The sequence below is a fragment of the Heyndrickxia sp. NPDC080065 genome, from assembly GCF_050281185.1.
Taxonomy (GTDB): Bacteria; Bacillota; Bacilli; order Bacillales; family Bacillaceae_C; genus Heyndrickxia.
Genome location: NZ_JBNNWS010000007.1, coordinates 246166 through 264401, shown reverse-complemented (window position 1 = coordinate 264401; position 18236 = coordinate 246166). Strand labels below are relative to the sequence as shown.

The window sequence follows — 18236 nt, the reverse complement described above, 5'->3', positions numbered from 1 at the left end:
CCGAAATATAAAAAAAGTGCCAAAATACTATTTAATAGCATTTTAGCACTGGTTAATATCATATGGTTGTCTTCGCATATATTGTTACTTTTCGTATATAGCTCTATCCTTAAATAAATTGACTTCGTGCTCTTTTCTTCATCCCATACTAATTTTGTTAGCAGTAAACAACCGTAAAAATCCTACTACCGATTTTTACTCTGTTACAAAAAGCAACAAAGTTTACGAAAGGAGCCTATTATAAAATTTCGCAAAAAACCATGCGATCCTTACCATTGATGTCATTAACAATTTCAACATGACTGTTAGGAAAAGTTTCTTTTAACAGATCGGCGACTTGTTCTCCCTGACCCATTCCAATTTCAAAACCAATCAATGCTTTCTTTTTAATGATTAACGGAATTTGTTCCATTAGTCTTCGATAAAAATCAAGACCATCTACTCCACCAAATAATGCTTGATGTGGTTCGTAATCCTTTACTACCTCCGACAATATTTCAATATCTTTATTTGGGATATAAGGAGGATTCGATAAAACAATGTCTACCTTTTCTCTATTTTCAATCATTGGCTGAAGTAAGTCTCCCTGAATAAAGGAAACATCTGCATGTAAATTTGCAGCATTCCTCTTAGCAACATTTAATGCCTGCTCAGAAATATCTATCGCTGTTACCGTTAATGGCGCACATTCCAGCTTCATGGTTATTGCTATAATGCCGCTTCCTGTCCCGATATCTACAAGCCTTAAGCCTTCCTGAATTGAAAAATTCCTCTTTACTCTTTTCAATGCTTCTAATATTAATTCTTCCGTTTCTGGCCGCGGTATAAGTACATTCTGATTAACGAAAAATTCTCTTCCGTAAAATTCTTCAAAGCCAATAATATGCTGGACCGGAACACCCTTCACATGCTCGTTAACTGCTTTATGAAAAGAAGCATACGCTGCTTCGGGAATAAGGAGCTGTTGATTTGCAAAAAGCTGTGCTCTATTCATTTGCAGTATATGACGGAGTAGAATTTCTCCTGCATTGGCATCTCGTCCATTTTCCTGTAAAAAAGAAGAAGCCCATTTCAGAGCTTCAAAAACCTTTCGATTTTGAACCATTAATCATTCACACTCTCAAGCTTATGAGATTGATCTTCCAAAATTAATGCATCAATGACTTCGTCAACTTTTCCTTGAAGAATTTGATCAAGCTTTTGAATCGTTAACCCAATACGATGATCAGTCACACGATTTTGCGGGAAGTTGTATGTGCGAATTCTTTCCGAGCGATCTCCCGTTCCAACAGCTGATTTACGATTTGCATCGTACTCTGCTTGTGCCTCCTGTTGAAACTTATCGTAAACACGAGCACGTAAAACCTTCATCGCTTTTTCTTTATTTTTAATTTGGGACTTTTCATCCTGACAGGACACCACTGTTCCTGTAGGTATATGAGTTAATCGAACCGCAGACATCGTTGTATTAACACTTTGGCCGCCAGGACCACTTGAAGCAAATGTGTCAACACGAATATCCTTTTCATGGATCTCCACTTCTACTTCCTCTGCTTCAGGCAAGACAGCTACTGTCGCAGTAGAGGTATGAATTCTTCCACCTGATTCTGTTTCTGGTACACGCTGAACACGATGGGCTCCATTTTCAAATTTTAATTTTGAAAAAGCTCCCTTCCCATTAATCATAAAGATAATTTCTTTATAGCCTCCAACACCAGTTGAGCTTGCCTCGATAACTTCCGTTTTCCAACCTTGTGATTCTGCAAAACGGCTATACATGCGGTATAGGTCGCCAGCAAATAATGCTGCCTCGTCTCCGCCAGCAGCTCCGCGAATTTCCATAATAACGTTTTTATCATCATTAGGATCTTTCGGTATAAGAAGAATTTTTAACCGTTCTTCCAAGTTTTCAATTTGGATTTCTAATTCATTGATTTCTTCCTTCACCATTTCCTTCATATCAGCGTCAAGCTTTTCTTCAAGCATAGCTTTAGCATCTTTATACTGTTGTTGTACTTCTTTATATTCACGATAAACCATTACTGTTTCTTGGATATCTGATTGTTCTTTAGAATAATCTCTTAATTTTTTCGTGTCATTAATGATTTCTGGGTCGCTTAAAAGCTCATTTAGCTTATCATAACGATCTTCTACTGCTTGTAATCGATCAAACATGGCATATCACCTCTTTTGTATACCTATCATTAAGAATGTATTATCGTTTCATTTTACCCATAACAGTACTATTATAGTATATACGCAAAATAAGGTAAAGATGAAATGCAGGAAGGGTGCTTGATTAACGAAAAAGCTTATTAAAAGAACAAAAGCGCAAGCGCCTTGCTCATCGGCGTACGGATTTCGTAGTCTTTGACTGAGATAAAGGAAACACGGCGAGGGACGAGCTGATGTTGACTTATCGTAGGGAGGAGACGGAGAAATCCGCTAGCCGATAGGCGCTGGAGCTAGACGTAAACCTCGCTCTTCGTAAAGTTATTCACAGTGCGAGTATTTTATAATTTTCTAAACGATCAAAATACCAGATCCTTTGGAATCTGGCATAGAAAACATGACAACTTATTTTTCTTCAATTTTCACATTAATATCATACCGTGGCAATGCTTGAATGAGCTTTTTATGGAGCTGTGCTTCTCGCTTCATACGCATATGAGGGGAAAGTCGTTCTCTCGTATGAGCAGTAACCCACATATTATTCCCATTAACCCAAACCGACACAGGTACATAATCTTTGTAGCTTTTCACTACTCCTTTTGCCTTATTCACATCTGATCCAATAGTTGGTGCAGGATTCCCCTTTTTTAAATCAATCATATTTGGATTCTCATCTGTAGTACTAGTTGTAATCCTTCTATATTTATTTTTTTCCCCCGTATTTGTAAGAGACCTATCATTCAATTGGTTAGAAGCGCATCCTGTTAGTAACACAATCAAGGAAAGAAAACCTATTGTTTTTCTCCACATAAAAACACCTCCATAATAGTAGGTTTTCCTTATGGAGAATACTTATGTAAAAAAAAATGTCTCCTAAAACCAGTTAGGAGACTCATTTCATATTATTTACGATTTGTTCAGAGGAAACACTCATCCCAGACGGCACTTCATGATGATGGCGGCATCGCGCCTCATATGCCTCAGATGCTCCGACTAAAATAATTGGATCGTCAGCACATGCTGGCTTTCCATTAATTAACCGTTGAGTGCGGCTTGCAGGTGATCCACAAACAGTACATACAGCTTGAAGCTTCGTAATTAATTCCGCGATCGCCATTAATTTTGGCATTGGCCCAAAAGGAACACCACGAAAATCCTGATCAAGTCCAGCCAAAATTACTCGATATCCACTATTCGCCAATGTTTGAACAACATCAACTATTTCTTCATCAAAAAATTGTGCTTCATCAATAGCAATGACATCGATACTTTTATGTACCATTCCAAAGATATCACTTGCTTTTTCGATCGGATGTGCAATAACAGAAGAACCATTATGGGATACAACCGCTTCTTTGCTGTAACGATCATCTAATCTTGGTTTAAAAACAGCAATCTCCTGTTTGGCAAATTGTGCCCGTCGTACACGTCTAATCAACTCTTCAGATTTCCCCGAAAACATACTGCCACATACAACCTCAATCCAACCCGAATGATTCATAACATACATTGTGGACTATATCCTCCCTCCGATTCATAAGAAAAGCGTAAGCGCCTTGGTTAGCCTCGGCAAAAACGTTCTCTAACAGGAAAGTCGGCGTTAGGACTTTCCCAGTAAATGAAGTCCGCTATTTGACTTCATTGATTGCTGGTTTTTGACCTCGAGGGGCTAGACGCTGGAGCTAGATATGTTAGAATTTATACTAATATACAGAAATAAAAAACAGGCAAGCTTTCTTGCCTGTTTTTTTACTATTATTATTTAAGACCGTATTTTTTATTGAATCGATCAACACGTCCATCAGCAGATGCGAATTTTTGACGGCCAGTATAGAATGGATGGCATTCAGAACATACCTCAATGCGAATCTCTTCTTTTACTGAACCACTTTCAAATTCATTACCGCAAGCACATTTAACCATTGCTTTTTTGTATCCTGGATGAATTCCTGCTTTCATTCTTTTCATCTCCTTTGCCCTGAGTCATTTCGAAACAGAGTTATATATTTCTATATGGAAAAATCAACATGCTGATTTTCCTCATTAGAATCTTTCTAAACACATGGATATATTATAACAAGCTAGTATTTGAATTGCAACAACACAATATTAACAATTACTATCTGTTTTTCCCAATTCTTACTATACGCTACGTCTACCTGTTGTACTACTTTTCATTTCGGAAGCTAAAATTCCAAAAAACTCTTCATTAGATTTTGTTTTCTTCAATTTTCGTAAAAATCTTTCCACAAAATCAGGAGTATCTGACATAGATTTTCGGATCGCCCATAGTTTGTCCAGGTGTTCTTTTGGAATAAGCAATTCTTCCTTACGTGTTCCAGAACGACGAATATCAATAGCAGGGAAAATACGTTTTTCAGATAATGAACGATCTAAATGAAGCTCCATATTTCCGGTTCCTTTAAACTCTTCATAAATAACATCATCCATTCGAGAACCTGTTTCCACAAGAGCTGTTGCTAGTATAGTTAGACTTCCGCCTTCTTCTATATTACGTGCTGCTCCAAAAAATCGTTTTGGTCTATGGAAAGCAGCTGGATCAATACCACCTGAAAGGGTTCGTCCACTTGGAGGAATAACTAAATTGTAAGCACGTGCTAACCGGGTAATACTATCCATTAATATAATAACATCACGCTTATGTTCAACAAGACGCATTGCTCTTTCTAATACTAATTCTGCAACTTTAATATGATTTTCAGGTACTTCATCAAATGTTGAACTAACTACTTCTGCGTTAACAGAGCGTTCGATATCTGTAACCTCTTCTGGTCGCTCATCAATTAATAAAACGATTAGCTCTGCATCAGGATTATTTGTTGTAATCGAATTGGCAATTTCCTTTAAAAGCATCGTTTTTCCGGCTTTTGGAGGTGCAACGATTAAACCACGCTGTCCAAATCCAACAGGGGAAACAAGGTCCATAATACGAGTAGATAATTTATTAGGCGCTGTTTCTAAAATGACTTGTCTATCCGGATATAATGGGGTTAATGCTGGAAAATGTACACGTTCCTTTGCTGTTTCGGGATTATCTCCATTAACAGCTTCTACATGAAGTAAACCATAATAACGCTCATTTTCCTTTGGAGGCCGCACTTTTCCAGAGACCTTATCTCCATTTCTTAAATCAAAACGGCGAATTTGAGAGGCTGAAATATAAATATCTTCAGAGCTAGGGGAATAATTAATCGGTCTTAAAAATCCGAAGCCTTCAGATTGAATAATTTCAAGAACACCTTCCATAAAGAAATAGCCTTCTTGCTCAGCACGTGCTTTTAATATCGCAAAAATTAGTTCTTTTTTTGTTAATTTACTATAATATGAAACTTTATACTCTCTTGCTAATGTATAAAGTTCCTTCAATGTCATATTATCAAGACTTGAAATTGATAAACTTTCCATATCTACACCACACTTAAATTTAATTATAAAATTACTAGTTAATATTCAATTCAGTAAAAAAGGCAATGAAACAAAAAAGTTTCAGTGGGAATCCCGTTTTTCATTTATAGAAATCTTTCTCTTATATAATAAATGAAACACAGCATCTGGTATTTTTTAAAGAGCTCAAGAAAAGGTTATAATCTGAAAATATTGAAGATTTAGAAGCTTCGGAAGTGCGCAAGCAAAAAGACTAAAAACAATATCTATTGTAACCATAATTATAAAAAAGAATCAATAAAAAGGAAGGAAATAAATTTGTACAGGTTACAACCCGTACAAATTTATTTTATTGAAAGGATTTTGGTTATCATTTAATGACAAGATTCGGCTTTTTCTTCAGGCTATGCTGCCCTTCGATAAAACGCACTGTCCCAGATTTTGCGCGCATAACAACTGAGTGTGTAGAGCCATAAGATCCTTTAAATTGAACTCCCCGAAGAAGTTCTCCATCTGTAACACCGGTGGCTGAAAATATTGCATCGTCGCCACGTACTAAATCTTCCATTCGTAAGACCTTATTAATATCATCTAGCCCCATTTTAGCACATCTCTGTATTTCTGCATCATTTTGTGGAAGAAGTCTGCCTTGTAACTCTCCCCCTAAACATTTCAACGCAACAGCTGCAATAACTCCCTCAGGTGCACCACCGGAACCGAAAAGAATATCCACTCCTGTGTGATCAAACGCCGTATTAATTGCACCTGCTACATCACCATCATTTATCAGTTTAATTCTTGCTCCTGCCGCGCGGAGCTCTGCAATAATATGCTCATGTCTTGGTCTATTTAGAACAGTTGCAACAACATCCTCAATATCCTTGTTTTTTGCTTTTGCTACAGCCTTTAAATTATCTAAAACGGAAGCATTAATATCAATTTGTCCAACTGCTTCTGGTCCAACGGCAATTTTATCCATATACATATCCGGAGCATGAAGTAAGTTTCCATGATCGGCTACTGCTAAAACAGCTAATGCATTCCATCCTCCAGAAGCAACAATATTTGTACCTTCGAGAGGATCAACTGCAACATCTACTCTTGGACCATACCCTGTTCCTAGCTTTTCGCCTATATATAACATTGGAGCTTCATCCATTTCTCCTTCTCCAATGACCACTGTGCCTTTCATCGGGATTGTATCAAAGACATCACGCATAGCTGAAGTTGCTGCTTCATCTGCTTCATCTTTTTTTCCTCTACCCATTAAACGAGCGGAGGCAAGTGCAGCAGCTTCTGTTACACGAACTAATTCCATGGATAAACTTCTTTCCATCTTTCTTCCCCCTATGTTATCAACATATAATTGTTGATTAATCCATAAATGGTATAACACAATTCCTTTATATTGTAGCACAATCAAGCGAATTTGTGTGTACTAATTTGGATTACTAATAGAGGTATTAATACTATAGGCTTTTTTGCTGCTCCATCTCTTCTTCAGTCATTTTTTCACGCCAAATCGTTGCGCCTAATCCTTCGAGCTTTTCAACGAGATTACTATAGCCTCGATCAATATGTTCTAATCCTGTAACTTCAGTAATCCCTTCAGCCATTAAACCTGCAATGACCAACGCCGCTCCGGCTCTTAAATCACTAGCTTTGACCTTTGCTCCTTGTAAAGTAACAGAACCATTAATGATTGCTGAGCGGCCTTCAACTTTAATGTTAGCATTCATTCTTCTCAGTTCATCGATATGTTTGAAACGTGCTGAATAAATTGTATCTGTTACTACTGAGGTTCCTTCGGCTTTCGTTAATAGGGAAGTAAATGGCTGCTGCAAATCTGTAGGAAAGCCAGGATAAACGAGCGTTTTAATATCCACAGCTTTTAATGAATCTCCTTTTCCAATAAAAATTTGCTCATCACCAACCTCAATTGGAACCCCCATTTCACGAAGCTTTGCAGTTAAAGATTCCAAATGATGAGGAATTACATTATCAATCAAAACCCCTTCACCAGCAGCCGCTCCAAGAAGCATAAATGTTCCCGCTTCAATCCGATCTGGGATAATCGTGTGACGGCACCCATTTAAATTGTCCACACCTTCAATCCGAATGACATCGGTTCCAGCGCCTTTTATTTTCGCACCCATATTAGTTAATAGTGTAGCAACATCAATAATCTCAGGTTCTTTAGCAGCATTTTCTATGATAGTCTTCCCTTTTGCTTTAACGGCAGCTAACATGATATTTATGGTTGCCCCAACACTTACAACATCCAAGTAAATTCTCGCACCACGCAATTCATCAGCTCGTAGATAGATGGCACCTTGTTCATTTGTTACTTTTGCACCTAAAGCTTCAAATCCTTTAATATGTTGGTCAATTGGTCGAGGTCCTAAATGGCATCCTCCAGGCAATCCTACAACTGCCTTATTAAAACGACCTAACATAGCTCCCATTAAATAGTAAGAAGCTCTAAGTTTTTTTACCTTTCCGTTAGGAAGCGGCATTGATACCATTTTTGTCGGGTCAACCACCATTTCTCCATTATTAAAAGTGACATTCCCACCAATTTCTTCCAATAGTGTTTTCAAAGTTTCCACATCAGATATATCTGGCAATCCTTCAATTGTTACAGGGGATTCAGCGAGGATAGTGGCAGGAATTAAAGCAACAGAGCTATTTTTAGCCCCACTTACTTTAATAGTTCCTTTTAAAGGATATCCCCCTGCAATCTTTAATTTTTCCATTTTAGACTCCCTTCCACAATTATGGGTGTTAGAATTGCAAAAGCCCTTGATTTCCTTCAAAATGTTTAATTTATCATATAGTATTAACGTTTTTTTGTTAAAACATAATTTGATACGCAGTTTTCTCATAATTTGCTTCTTTTGTATAGCAGCTTAAAATAGTTAAGAATAGGGGCATCTTTTCGCAAATAAAATTCATACAATCTATTTCCACGTTTGTTTAATTAAGATGTTGGATTAAAAGCACCACAGTTTACGAAAAGAGAATATTATTTATTTTGGAGATGACTGCTCCAATCCTGTAAAAACTGATCTATACCTTTATCTGTTAATGGATGCTGAAACAGTTGGTTAATCACTTTTAATGGCACAGTTGCAATATGAGCTCCAGCTAAAGCGGCATCTGTAACATGTTGTGGGTGTCGAATTGATGCAGCAATAATTTCAGTTTCTATTTGATGGATTTCAAATATTCCGGCAATAGTGGATACAAGTTCTATCCCATCATGTCCAATATCATCAAGTCTTCCTAAGAAAGGTGAAACATAGGTCGCTCCGGCTCTTGCTGCCAATAATGCTTGATTAGCACTAAAAATTAACGTTACATTTGTTTTTATTCCTTCAGAAGAGAAAATATGTACAGCTTTTAATCCTTCTGGAGTCATTGGGACCTTAATCGTAATATTCGGAGCAATTTTTGCAAGTTCTCGTCCCTCTTGCACCATACCTTCTGCATCTAATGCAATAACCTCTGCGCTTACAGAACCTGGAACTAGACTGGTGATTTCCTTTAATCGGTCATGAAATGATATATTTTCCTTTGCTACAAGACTAGGATTGGTTGTTACACCTGATAAAATCCCTAGTTCAAATGCTTGTTTAATTTCATCTAGATTGGCTGTATCAATAAAAAATTTCATATAATTTCACCCCATATTAAAAAATTTAAATACACGGAAACCGCCCCAATAAGGCGGTTTCAATGCTGTTATTTCATATGGATGACTAGCATCTATTTGATTATTTAGGCTTTATTAGAAGATCCGAATTCGCGGATTTTACCAATGACTGTTTCTTTTATTACGTCACGTGCTGGTCCAAGATATTTACGTGGATCATACACTTCAGAATCTGCAGCAAGAACTTCACGAACTTTTTTAGCAGAAGCAATTTGGTTTTCAGTATTTACATTAATTTTCGCTGTTCCTAACGAAATAGCTTTTTGAATATCTTTAGTCGGGATACCTGTTCCACCATGAAGAACTAAAGGAAGTCCAGTGGCAGCACCAATTTCCTCCATTTCCTTAAACCCTAAATTTGGTTCACCTTTGTATGGTCCGTGAACAGAACCTAGTGCTGGTGCAAGAGTATCAATTCCTGTACGTTTCACTAATTCTTGACATTCGTTAGGGTCTGCGTAAATGACACCATTTGCAACAACATCATCTTCCTGACCGCCAACTGTACCAAGTTCAGCTTCTACTGATACACCTTTAGAATGTGCATACTCTACCACTTTTGAAGTAATTTCAACATTTTCTTCAAATGGGTGATGAGAAGCGTCGATCATAACAGATGTAAAGCCTGCATCAATGGCTTCTTTACATTTATCAAAGCTTGATCCATGGTCTAAATGAATCGCTACTGGCACAGTAATATTATAATCTTCCATTAATCCTTCAACCATTTTTACTACAGTTTTAAAACCACCAATATATCTGCCTGCACCTTCAGAAACACCAAGAATAACCGGTGATTTTTCTTCCTCAGCCGCAAGAAGAATTGCTTGGGTAAATTCTAAATTATTAATATTAAATTGACCAACAGCATAATGCTCATCTTTTGCTTTATTAAGCATTTCAGTCATAGAGACTAATGGCATGATTCATTTCCTCCTTCGAATACCTTGTCAAAATGTTTTCATCTTGGCGGTTCATTAAAATCTTATTAAACGAAGATTTCCTTTTTTATAGATTAAACAAACAAATTGACATCATACAAAATTTATTTTCATTTTCATCATACCAAACTAGTTTTTCTTTTACCAATGAACATGTTTTAGTTTTTAAAAATATAATTTTCAAAAATTTCTACCTATTGACAAATAAATGATCTTTCACAGCTTTCCGTATATCATCAATATCGAACGGTTTTGCAAAATGGGTTAGTGCGCCTAAATCTTTTGCTTCTTGGATCATATCCAATTCTCCATACGCTGTCATAATAATTACTCGAATATCAGGTTCAATACTCTTCATTCTTTTGAGTATTTCGATTCCATCCATTCCAGGTATCTTCATATCTAGCAGCACAAGATCGGGAGAGTGAGTTTTAGTTATCTCTAATGCTTGTACTCCATTCGCCGCCTGAAAAGTTCGGTATCCTTCTTTTTGCAGGACTTCATTTAATAAAATTCGAATGCCAAATTGATCATCTACAATTAGAATCTTTTCTTCCACTATTCTTCCCTCCCATTTTCAACCTTTATATAAAGGTAAGAAAGTATAAAATTTACTAAGGATATTAGACATGAAAAGTGTCTGCTGTGTCTAGCTCCAGCGCCTATCGGCTAGCGGATTTCTTCGTCTTCTCCCTACGATAAGTCAACATCGGCTCCTTACTACCTCGCCGTGTTTCCTTTATCTCAGTCGAAGACTACAAAATCCGTACGCCGATGATCAAGGCGCTTCCGCTTTTCTTATTTGCTTTTATATATTACTTATGTATGATCATATTGAAATATATTCTATTTTAGTTGAACATTTTCCTGCTAAAATGAAACTATTTAAATTCCCAAAAAATCTTCCCTATTAAGGAGTGTACACCTATGAAAATGTTGTTAACCCAAATAAATGGGCTATTTTCAAGAATTTACGAAAAAGAACAATTATCTATTGAAGATAGTGCTAGACTTTTAGCTCAGGCTGCAATTGGAGAAGGCAAAATTTATATAAAAGGGTTTAAAGAAATGGAAGCAATACCCCTAGAAGCAATAAATGGAGCTGAACCCATGAATTCCGCCAATCTATTAACAAATGTAGCTAACTTAACCAATGCTGATCGTGCAATTATCATTTCCAGATTTTCAAATGATTCTGAAGCAGTAAAGCTTGCTAAAGAGCTTGTACAACAAAAGGTTCCTTTTACAGCTATTTCAGGAAATTCCTCAAACGATGAGATGGATCTTACTCAACTAGCTGATGTACATATTAATACATCCATACTAAAGCCCATGCTGCCTACAGAAACTGGAGAAAGAACCTGCTTTCCATCTTCCATGGCTGCACTATTTATTTACCATTGCATAAAGCTTACATTTGATGAAATTATCGAAGAATACTAAAGATCAAAAGCGCAAGCGCCTTGCTCATCGGCGTACGGATTTTGTAGTCTTCGACTGAGATAAAGGAAACACGGTGAGGTAGTTCACGAGCCGATGTTGACTTATCGTAGGGAGGAGACGGAGAAATCCGCTAGCCGATAGGCGCTGGAGCTAGACGTAAACCACGCTCTTCATAAAGTTATACACAGTGCGAATATTTTACAATTTCCTAAACAATAAAGAAAGGCTGTCTGACACTTTGCTTTTCAGACAGCCCCTCTTTTTATCCCTAATTATAAACTTACTTATTATTTAATGCTGCTTCTATAAATCCACGGAATAAAGGTTGTGGACGTGTTGGTCTTGATGTGAATTCAGGATGGAATTGAGATGCTACGAACCACGGATGATCCTTAACCTCAATAATTTCAATCAATCGTCCATCAGGACTTGTACCAGAGAAAATAAATCCTTCTTTCTCCATTTGTTCACGATACTCATTATTAAACTCATAACGGTGGCGGTGACGTTCACTCATTTCTTCGTTCTGATAAACCTCATATGCTTTTGTACCCTGTTTAATTTTAAAAGGATATAACCCTAAACGTAATGTACCGCCCAAGTCCTCAATATCCTTTTGCTCAGGCAGAAGATCAATAATAGGATACTTTGTATTCGGGTCAAGCTCAGAAGAATGAGCACCTTCTAAACCAAGAACATTACGAGCAAATTCAATAGAAGCAAGCTGCATTCCTAAGCAAATACCAAGGAATGGAACTTTATTTTCGCGTGCGTATTGAATCGCAAGGATTTTCCCCTCAACTCCACGATCTCCAAATCCGCCCGGTACTAGTATTCCGTCAGCATTCTTTAAAATATCTTGTACATTTTCCTTTGTTACATGTTCCGCATTAATCCAGTCGACATCAATATCGGTATCAAACGCATAACCTGCATGCTTCAATGCTTCTACAACTGAAATATAAGCATCTTGGAGTTCAACATACTTTCCAACTAAAGCAATTTTCGTTACTTTTGATAAGTTCCTTACTTTTTCAACAAGTTTAACCCATTCTGTCATATCTGGCTCATGGCATTGTAATTTTAAATGTTCGCAAACAATTTGGTCGAGATTTTGATCACGTAATGCAAGTGGAATGGAATACAATGTATCAGCATCTCTTGACTCAATGACAGACTTTTCATCTATGTCACAGAATAATGCAATCTTATCTTTCATATCCTGTGAAATCGGCATTTCTGTACGAACAACAATAATGTTTGGCTGAATACCCAGACTGCGTAATTCTTTTACACTATGCTGTGTAGGCTTTGTTTTCATTTCTCCAGCAGCTTTAATGAATGGTACAAGTGTACAATGGATGTACATTACATTGTCACGGCCAACATCACTTTTAATTTGACGAATGGCTTCCAAGAAAGGAAGAGATTCAATATCACCAACGGTTCCGCCAATTTCAGTAATAACAACATCAGAATCAGTTGCTTCACCCGCACGGAATACACGGCTCTTTATCTCATTGGTAATGTGAGGGATAACCTGAACAGTACCCCCGAGATATTCTCCTCTTCTTTCTTTTCTTAACACTTCAGAATAGACTTTACCAGTTGTTACACTACTGTATTTCGTTACATTGATATCAATAAAACGCTCATAGTGACCTAAGTCTAAATCTGTTTCAGCACCATCATCTGTTACAAAAACTTCTCCATGCTGATAAGGGCTCATTGTTCCTGGATCCACATTTATATATGGATCAAACTTTTGTGTCGTTACTTTCAACCCACGATTTTTTAATAATCTTCCTAAAGATGCTGCAATAATTCCTTTTCCAAGTGAAGATACTACTCCACCTGTTACAAAAATATATTTTGTCACAAATTCTTCCCCCTTCAACATACATTATTGTTTCACAATATAGTATCAGTTAGTCTGATATAAGTAAGATAATGAGGGTAAAAAATAAAAAAGCTCCCCTTATTTTACTAAGGGGAGCATTCGTATACTTTTTTGTCCCTTTTAAGGGAGCCCAAATAAAATACTACCTTCCTAATGAAAAGAAGTCAAGCGGATTATTTATCCTCTTCTTCCTCTTCTTTATCAAATTCCTCGTCATCTTCATCTAAATCATAGTCATCTTCACCAATTAGTTCTTCATCTTCGAAAACTTCATCGTCGTCGTCATCATCAATGTCTTCAAAGTCATCTTCATCGATTTCTTCATCATCTTCGATAAGATCTTCTTCATCTTCAAAGTCATCTAAATCATCATAATCAAGATCTTCTTCTTCAATGAATTCATCCTCTTCTTCTTCAACGACTTTCTTCGCCTTTTTCTTCTTCGATTTAACAGGTGCAGTAACTTCCTCATCAATTTGATCATATGGATACCAAGTTCGCAGTCCCCATCTATTTTCTCCAAGACTGATAAATCGTCCGTCAATATTTAAATCGGTATAGAATTGAACCATTCGCGAACGGATTTCATCCTTTGACAAGCCGATTAGATTTGCGATTTCATCTACTAAGTCAGTAAAGGATATAGCTTGTTTGTTTTCCTCCAAATATTGATGAGCTAGCTCAATCAAAGACATTTCATGTAAATCTTCTTTTGATAATTGCTGTAAACTCAAATTCCGCACTTCCTTCCTCTGCTCAAACTCTTATTTTTTCAGGACCAAAAAAGGGCATGATTTTATATAATGGCAAAATACATATTTACCATTATAAACAAATTCAAAACATTTATGCTACCTTAAAAATGTCCTTTACTATGTTTTTTATTACACCTGATTACATAAAGATGATTGGTTTAAAGCTTTATTCCTTTTTAGAACGCTTCATATGACGAAAAGATATGTAAAAAAGTATGATGGATAAAAGCAAAAATGGAATGGCGCCTAACTGTTTCGTATATAGAAAATATCCAAAAATAACAAAAGAAAGGATACCGATGTATTTCAGTAATTTTTTGTATTGCATCATCTCACATCCTATTTAGGCAGCATCCATTATAACTAAATAATTTTATTTCTATATTTGATTTTACCTTTTACTTGATCCATCATACAATAGCTTCATAATAAATTTCTATTTTCTCGTCCTGTTTAAAGGCTATTTTCCTTTAGATTGTAAAAATTTATATCGATATTTACTTCGTAAAATCTTTGCCGATTTTAAGTTGTATCGAATTGTAACAAAGTTTACGAAAAGAGCTTTTAAAAAAACTCCTCAGCTAGGTCTGCTAAGGAGTCCTTTTATAAAGGAGGTGTTTTTCACTACATATTTCTGCGATATTGACCACCGACTTCATACAATGCCTTTGTTATTTGACCAAGACTTGCTACCTTTACGGTTTCCATTAACTCTGCAAAAATATTTCCACCATTTACCGCGGTCGATTTAAGTGTTTGTAATGCTTGAATAATTTTATCTTTGTTGTTTTCATTAAATAGATTTAGATTACGAATCTGTGTTTCTTTTTCTTCCTTTGTAGCTCGTGCAAGCTCTATACTATTCATTTCCTCTTCGGAAGGAGGATTTGGATTTAAATAAGTATTTACACCAATAATCGGAAGCTCACCACTATGCTTTTTCATTTCATAGTACATCGACTCTTCCTGTATTTTCCCTCGCTGATATTGAGTTTCCATTGCCCCAAGAACACCGCCTCGATCATTCAATCGATCAAATTCAGTAAGAACAGCTTCCTCTACTAAATCAGTTAATTCTTCAATAATGAATGAGCCTTGTAACGGATTTTCATTTTTCGTTAAACCATGCTCTTTTGTAATGATCATTTGAATGGCCATTGCTCTCCTTACCGACTCTTCCGTTGGTGTTGTAATCGCCTCATCATAAGCATTCGTATGGAGTGAGTTACAATTATCATGTAATGCCATTAAAGCTTGTAGTGTCGTTCTGATATCATTAAAGTCAATTTCCTGTGCATGCAGGGAGCGTCCAGAAGTTTGAATATGGTATTTAAGTTTCTGACTTCTTTCGTTTGCTCCATACTTATCTCTCATAACAGTTGCCCAAATTCTTCTAGCTACCCGGCCAATCACACTGTATTCTGGATCAAGCCCATTCGAGAAGAAGAAGGATAAATTAGGTGCAAAATCATTAATATCCATTCCCCGGCTCAAATAATATTCTACATATGTGAAGCCATTCGCTAAAGTAAAGGCTAATTGGGAGATTGGATTCGCCCCTGCTTCTGCAATATGATAGCCAGAAATTGAAACAGAGTAATAATTACGTACTTTATGATCAATGAAGTATTGTTGAATGTCTCCCATCAAACGAAGAGCAAACTCTGTTGAGAAAATGCATGTGTTTTGCCCTTGATCTTCTTTTAAAATATCCGCTTGAACCGTTCCTCTAACTACCTGGAGAGTAGCTTCCTTTACATCAGAAAATTCTTCAACCGTTAACATTCTTCCAAGTTCTTTTTCCTTTAATTGGACCTGCTGATCAATAGCCGTATTCATGTACATCGCTAAAATAATTGGAGCCGGACCATTAATCGTCATGGAAACCGATGTCGATGGATGACACAAATCAAATCCTGCATATAATTTTTTCATATCATCGAGAGTACAAATACTTACACCTGATTCCCCAACTTTTCCATATATATCAGGACGATAATCTGGATCCTCTCCATATAAGGTAACTGAGTCGAATGCAGTACTTAATCGTTTTGCAGGATCATTTTCAGACAAATAATGGAAGCGACGGTTTGTTCGTTCTGGTGTTCCTTCACCCGCAAACTGTCTTTTTGGATCCTCACCTTCCCGTTTAAATGGGAACACCCCTGCGGTGTATGGGAAAGAACCCGGAACATTTTCTTTATAGACCCATTTTAAAATTTCCCCATAATCCTCGTATTTTGGAAGAGCTACTTTTGGAATGTCCAACCCAGATAAGCTCTTTGTCGTTAATTCTGTAACAATTTCTTTATCACGAATTTTAGTGACAAACTGTTTGCCCGAATATTTCTCTTTTAATGCTCCCCAGTTTTTTATTATTTTTTTCGATTCTGCCGTGAGTTGTTCATATACATCATTTTTCAGTGCTTCTAAAGAAGTAATAACTGCAGCATTTGCTTCTTTTTCTTGAACAGCAGCAATTGCTCCCTCAAGTTGAAAAAGCTTTCGCGCATAACGAACTTGAGCGTCCGCGTTTTTATGATAATTCCGTACGGTTTCGGAAATCTCTCTTAAATAGTATCTTCGACTATTTGGGATAATCACATTTTGTTTTTCAACCTTTGCATCCTTGGAAAAAGACACCTTCCACTCCGTACCCGTTTTTTCATTTATTTTTTCAATTAATGCAGCAAATAACGCATTCGTACCTGGGTCATTGAACTGACTTGCAATCGTACCGTAAACAGGCATTTTTACAAGATCTTGATCAAACAATAAATGACTGCGTTGATATTGCTTTTGAACCTGGCTTTTAGCATCTTCGGAGCCTTTCCGTTCAAATTTGTTGATCACAATTAAATCTGCAAAATCAATCATATCGATTTTTTCCAGCTGCGAAGGTGCACCAAATTCACTTGTCATAACATACATCGCAATATCACTTATTTCCGCGATTTCGGCATCCCCTTGCCCAATCCCGCTCGTTTCAACAATCACTAAATCATAGCCTGCTGCTTTCACTACATTGATTGCATCTCTTATCGCAAGAGACAACTCACTTCTTGATCCCCGTGTTGCTAAGCTTCTCATATACACACGGGAATGGAAAATGGCGTTCATTCTAATTCGGTCGCCAAGTAATGCCCCGCCTGTTTTTTGCTTTGTAGGATCAATCGATAAAATAGCAACTTTTTTATCCGGAATTTCGTTTAAAAATCTGCGAATCAGTTCATCTGTTAAGGAGCTCTTTCCAGCACCGCCTGTACCTGTAATCCCGATAACAGGTGCCTTTTTTGCTAATGTCTTGATCTCTTCAAAAGCTGTTTCAACAGCTGATGCCACCTCATCCCTCACACCTACTTGGTTCTCCGCAAGTGTGATTAGCTTTGCAATTGACCGAATATTACCTTCCTTTAATCGATTGATTTCCTCGCTAAGGTGACTAGTGATGGTTGGATAATCACACTCCTCGAGCATGATGTTAATCATCCCTTGAAGTCCGTATTTACGACCATCATCTGGCGAGAAAATCCAAGCAATACCATAGTCATGAAGCTCTTTAATTTCACGCGGAATGATGACACCGCCTCCGCCGCCATATATACGAATATGAGATGCTCCCTTTTCTTGGAGAAGGTCATACATATATTTAAAATATTCCACGTGTCCGCCTTGATAAGACGAAATCGCAATCCCCTGGACATCCTCTTGAATCGCCGCATTAACCACTTCTTCAACGGAACGATTATGGCCGAGATGAATTACCTCTGCACCACTTGATTGCAGGATTCTTCTCATAATGTTTATCGAAGCATCATGGCCATCAAAAAGACTCGATGCTGTAACGAAGCGTACAGAATTTTTTGGTTTGTAAATGTCAACCGTGCTCATTCTTCTCCCCCTGT

The 18236-nt window shown here is 37.0% G+C and carries 15 protein-coding genes; 1 reads left to right on the top strand and 14 read right to left on the bottom strand.

All coding sequences use genetic code 11. The features are described 5' to 3' along the window. Positions 1-238: 238 nt before the first annotated feature. From prmC to ACQKP0_RS10535, 11 genes are all read right to left on the bottom strand, one after another. Entirely contained in the window at positions 239-1105 is an 867-nt protein-coding gene (gene prmC, locus ACQKP0_RS10585; protein ID WP_427405802.1) for a peptide chain release factor N(5)-glutamine methyltransferase, read from the bottom strand. Continuing rightward, positions 1105-2175 (bottom strand): peptide chain release factor 1, encoded by a 1071-nt coding sequence (gene prfA, locus ACQKP0_RS10580; protein ID WP_427405801.1) that lies wholly within the window; start codon positions 2173-2175, stop codon positions 1105-1107. The genes prmC and prfA overlap by 1 nt, the downstream gene beginning before the upstream one ends. A gap of 402 nt (positions 2176-2577) precedes the next feature. Further along, the gene (locus ACQKP0_RS10575) at positions 2578-2982 is read right to left on the bottom strand and encodes a hypothetical protein (RefSeq protein WP_427405800.1); all 405 of its coding nucleotides are present in this window, start codon (positions 2980-2982) and stop codon (positions 2578-2580) included. 82 nt (positions 2983-3064) lie between these two features. Next, positions 3065-3682, bottom strand: coding sequence for a thymidine kinase (locus tag ACQKP0_RS10570; protein WP_427405799.1), 618 nt, complete (start codon positions 3680-3682; stop codon positions 3065-3067). A 248-nt stretch (positions 3683-3930) separates the two neighbouring features. Beyond that, positions 3931-4131: a 50S ribosomal protein L31 gene (gene rpmE / locus ACQKP0_RS10565; protein WP_427405824.1), complete on the bottom strand. Its 201-nt coding sequence runs from the start codon at positions 4129-4131 to the stop codon at positions 3931-3933. Positions 4132-4314: 183 nt separating this feature from the next. After that, a complete protein-coding gene (rho, locus tag ACQKP0_RS10560; RefSeq protein ID WP_427405798.1) occupies positions 4315-5598 on the bottom strand; it encodes a transcription termination factor Rho in 1284 nt (427 codons plus the stop codon). 349 nt (positions 5599-5947) lie between these two features. Then, entirely contained in the window at positions 5948-6913 is a 966-nt protein-coding gene (glpX, locus tag ACQKP0_RS10555; RefSeq protein WP_427405797.1) for a class II fructose-bisphosphatase, read from the bottom strand. Positions 6914-7046: 133 nt separating this feature from the next. Beyond that, positions 7047-8333, bottom strand: a complete 1287-nt coding sequence (locus tag ACQKP0_RS10550) for a UDP-N-acetylglucosamine 1-carboxyvinyltransferase (protein ID WP_427405796.1) — start codon at positions 8331-8333, stop codon at positions 7047-7049. A gap of 269 nt (positions 8334-8602) precedes the next feature. Then, a complete protein-coding gene (fsa, locus tag ACQKP0_RS10545) occupies positions 8603-9253 on the bottom strand; it encodes a fructose-6-phosphate aldolase (RefSeq protein ID WP_427405795.1) in 651 nt (216 codons plus the stop codon). Positions 9254-9357: 104 nt separating this feature from the next. Then, entirely contained in the window at positions 9358-10215 is an 858-nt protein-coding gene (locus tag ACQKP0_RS10540; protein WP_427405794.1) for a class II fructose-bisphosphate aldolase, read from the bottom strand. A 208-nt stretch (positions 10216-10423) separates the two neighbouring features. Continuing rightward, the gene (locus ACQKP0_RS10535; RefSeq protein ID WP_427405793.1) at positions 10424-10792 is read right to left on the bottom strand and encodes a response regulator; all 369 of its coding nucleotides are present in this window, start codon (positions 10790-10792) and stop codon (positions 10424-10426) included. A gap of 368 nt (positions 10793-11160) precedes the next feature. Here ACQKP0_RS10535 and ACQKP0_RS10530 point away from each other — a divergent pair, with 368 nt between their 5' ends. Further along, the gene (locus tag ACQKP0_RS10530; protein WP_427405792.1) at positions 11161-11676 is read left to right on the top strand and encodes a DUF2529 family protein; all 516 of its coding nucleotides are present in this window, start codon (positions 11161-11163) and stop codon (positions 11674-11676) included. 280 nt (positions 11677-11956) lie between these two features. Here ACQKP0_RS10530 and ACQKP0_RS10525 read toward each other — a convergent pair whose 3' ends face one another. From ACQKP0_RS10525 to icmF, 3 genes are all read right to left on the bottom strand, one after another. Next, entirely contained in the window at positions 11957-13555 is a 1599-nt protein-coding gene (locus ACQKP0_RS10525; protein ID WP_427405791.1) for a CTP synthase, read from the bottom strand. Between the two features lie 194 nt (positions 13556-13749). After that, the gene (gene rpoE, locus ACQKP0_RS10520) at positions 13750-14310 is read right to left on the bottom strand and encodes a DNA-directed RNA polymerase subunit delta (protein WP_427405790.1); all 561 of its coding nucleotides are present in this window, start codon (positions 14308-14310) and stop codon (positions 13750-13752) included. 645 nt (positions 14311-14955) lie between these two features. Further along, positions 14956-18222 (bottom strand): fused isobutyryl-CoA mutase/GTPase IcmF, encoded by a 3267-nt coding sequence (gene icmF, locus ACQKP0_RS10515; protein WP_427405789.1) that lies wholly within the window; start codon positions 18220-18222, stop codon positions 14956-14958. Between the last annotated feature and the right edge of the window lie 14 nt (positions 18223-18236).

What these genes read in the sequence shown, in the direction of transcription:
- prmC (WP_427405802.1), bottom strand. Translation starts at nt 1,105, where the DNA reads ATGGTTCAAAATCGAAAGGTTTTTGAAGCTCTGAAATGGGCTTCTTCT.
- prfA (WP_427405801.1), bottom strand. Translation starts at nt 2,175, where the DNA reads ATGTTTGATCGATTACAAGCAGTAGAAGATCGTTATGATAAGCTAAAT.
- ACQKP0_RS10575 (WP_427405800.1), bottom strand. Translation starts at nt 2,982, where the DNA reads ATGTGGAGAAAAACAATAGGTTTTCTTTCCTTGATTGTGTTACTAACA.
- ACQKP0_RS10570 (WP_427405799.1), bottom strand. Translation starts at nt 3,682, where the DNA reads ATGTATGTTATGAATCATTCGGGTTGGATTGAGGTTGTATGTGGCAGT.
- rpmE (WP_427405824.1), bottom strand. Translation starts at nt 4,131, where the DNA reads ATGAAAGCAGGAATTCATCCAGGATACAAAAAAGCAATGGTTAAATGT.
- rho (WP_427405798.1), bottom strand. Translation starts at nt 5,598, where the DNA reads ATGGAAAGTTTATCAATTTCAAGTCTTGATAATATGACATTGAAGGAA.
- glpX (WP_427405797.1), bottom strand. Translation starts at nt 6,913, where the DNA reads ATGGAAAGAAGTTTATCCATGGAATTAGTTCGTGTAACAGAAGCTGCT.
- ACQKP0_RS10550 (WP_427405796.1), bottom strand. Translation starts at nt 8,333, where the DNA reads ATGGAAAAATTAAAGATTGCAGGGGGATATCCTTTAAAAGGAACTATT.
- fsa (WP_427405795.1), bottom strand. Translation starts at nt 9,253, where the DNA reads ATGAAATTTTTTATTGATACAGCCAATCTAGATGAAATTAAACAAGCA.
- ACQKP0_RS10540 (WP_427405794.1), bottom strand. Translation starts at nt 10,215, where the DNA reads ATGCCATTAGTCTCTATGACTGAAATGCTTAATAAAGCAAAAGATGAG.
- ACQKP0_RS10530 (WP_427405792.1), top strand. Translation starts at nt 11,161, where the DNA reads ATGAAAATGTTGTTAACCCAAATAAATGGGCTATTTTCAAGAATTTAC.
- icmF (WP_427405789.1), bottom strand. Translation starts at nt 18,222, where the DNA reads ATGAGCACGGTTGACATTTACAAACCAAAAAATTCTGTACGCTTCGTT.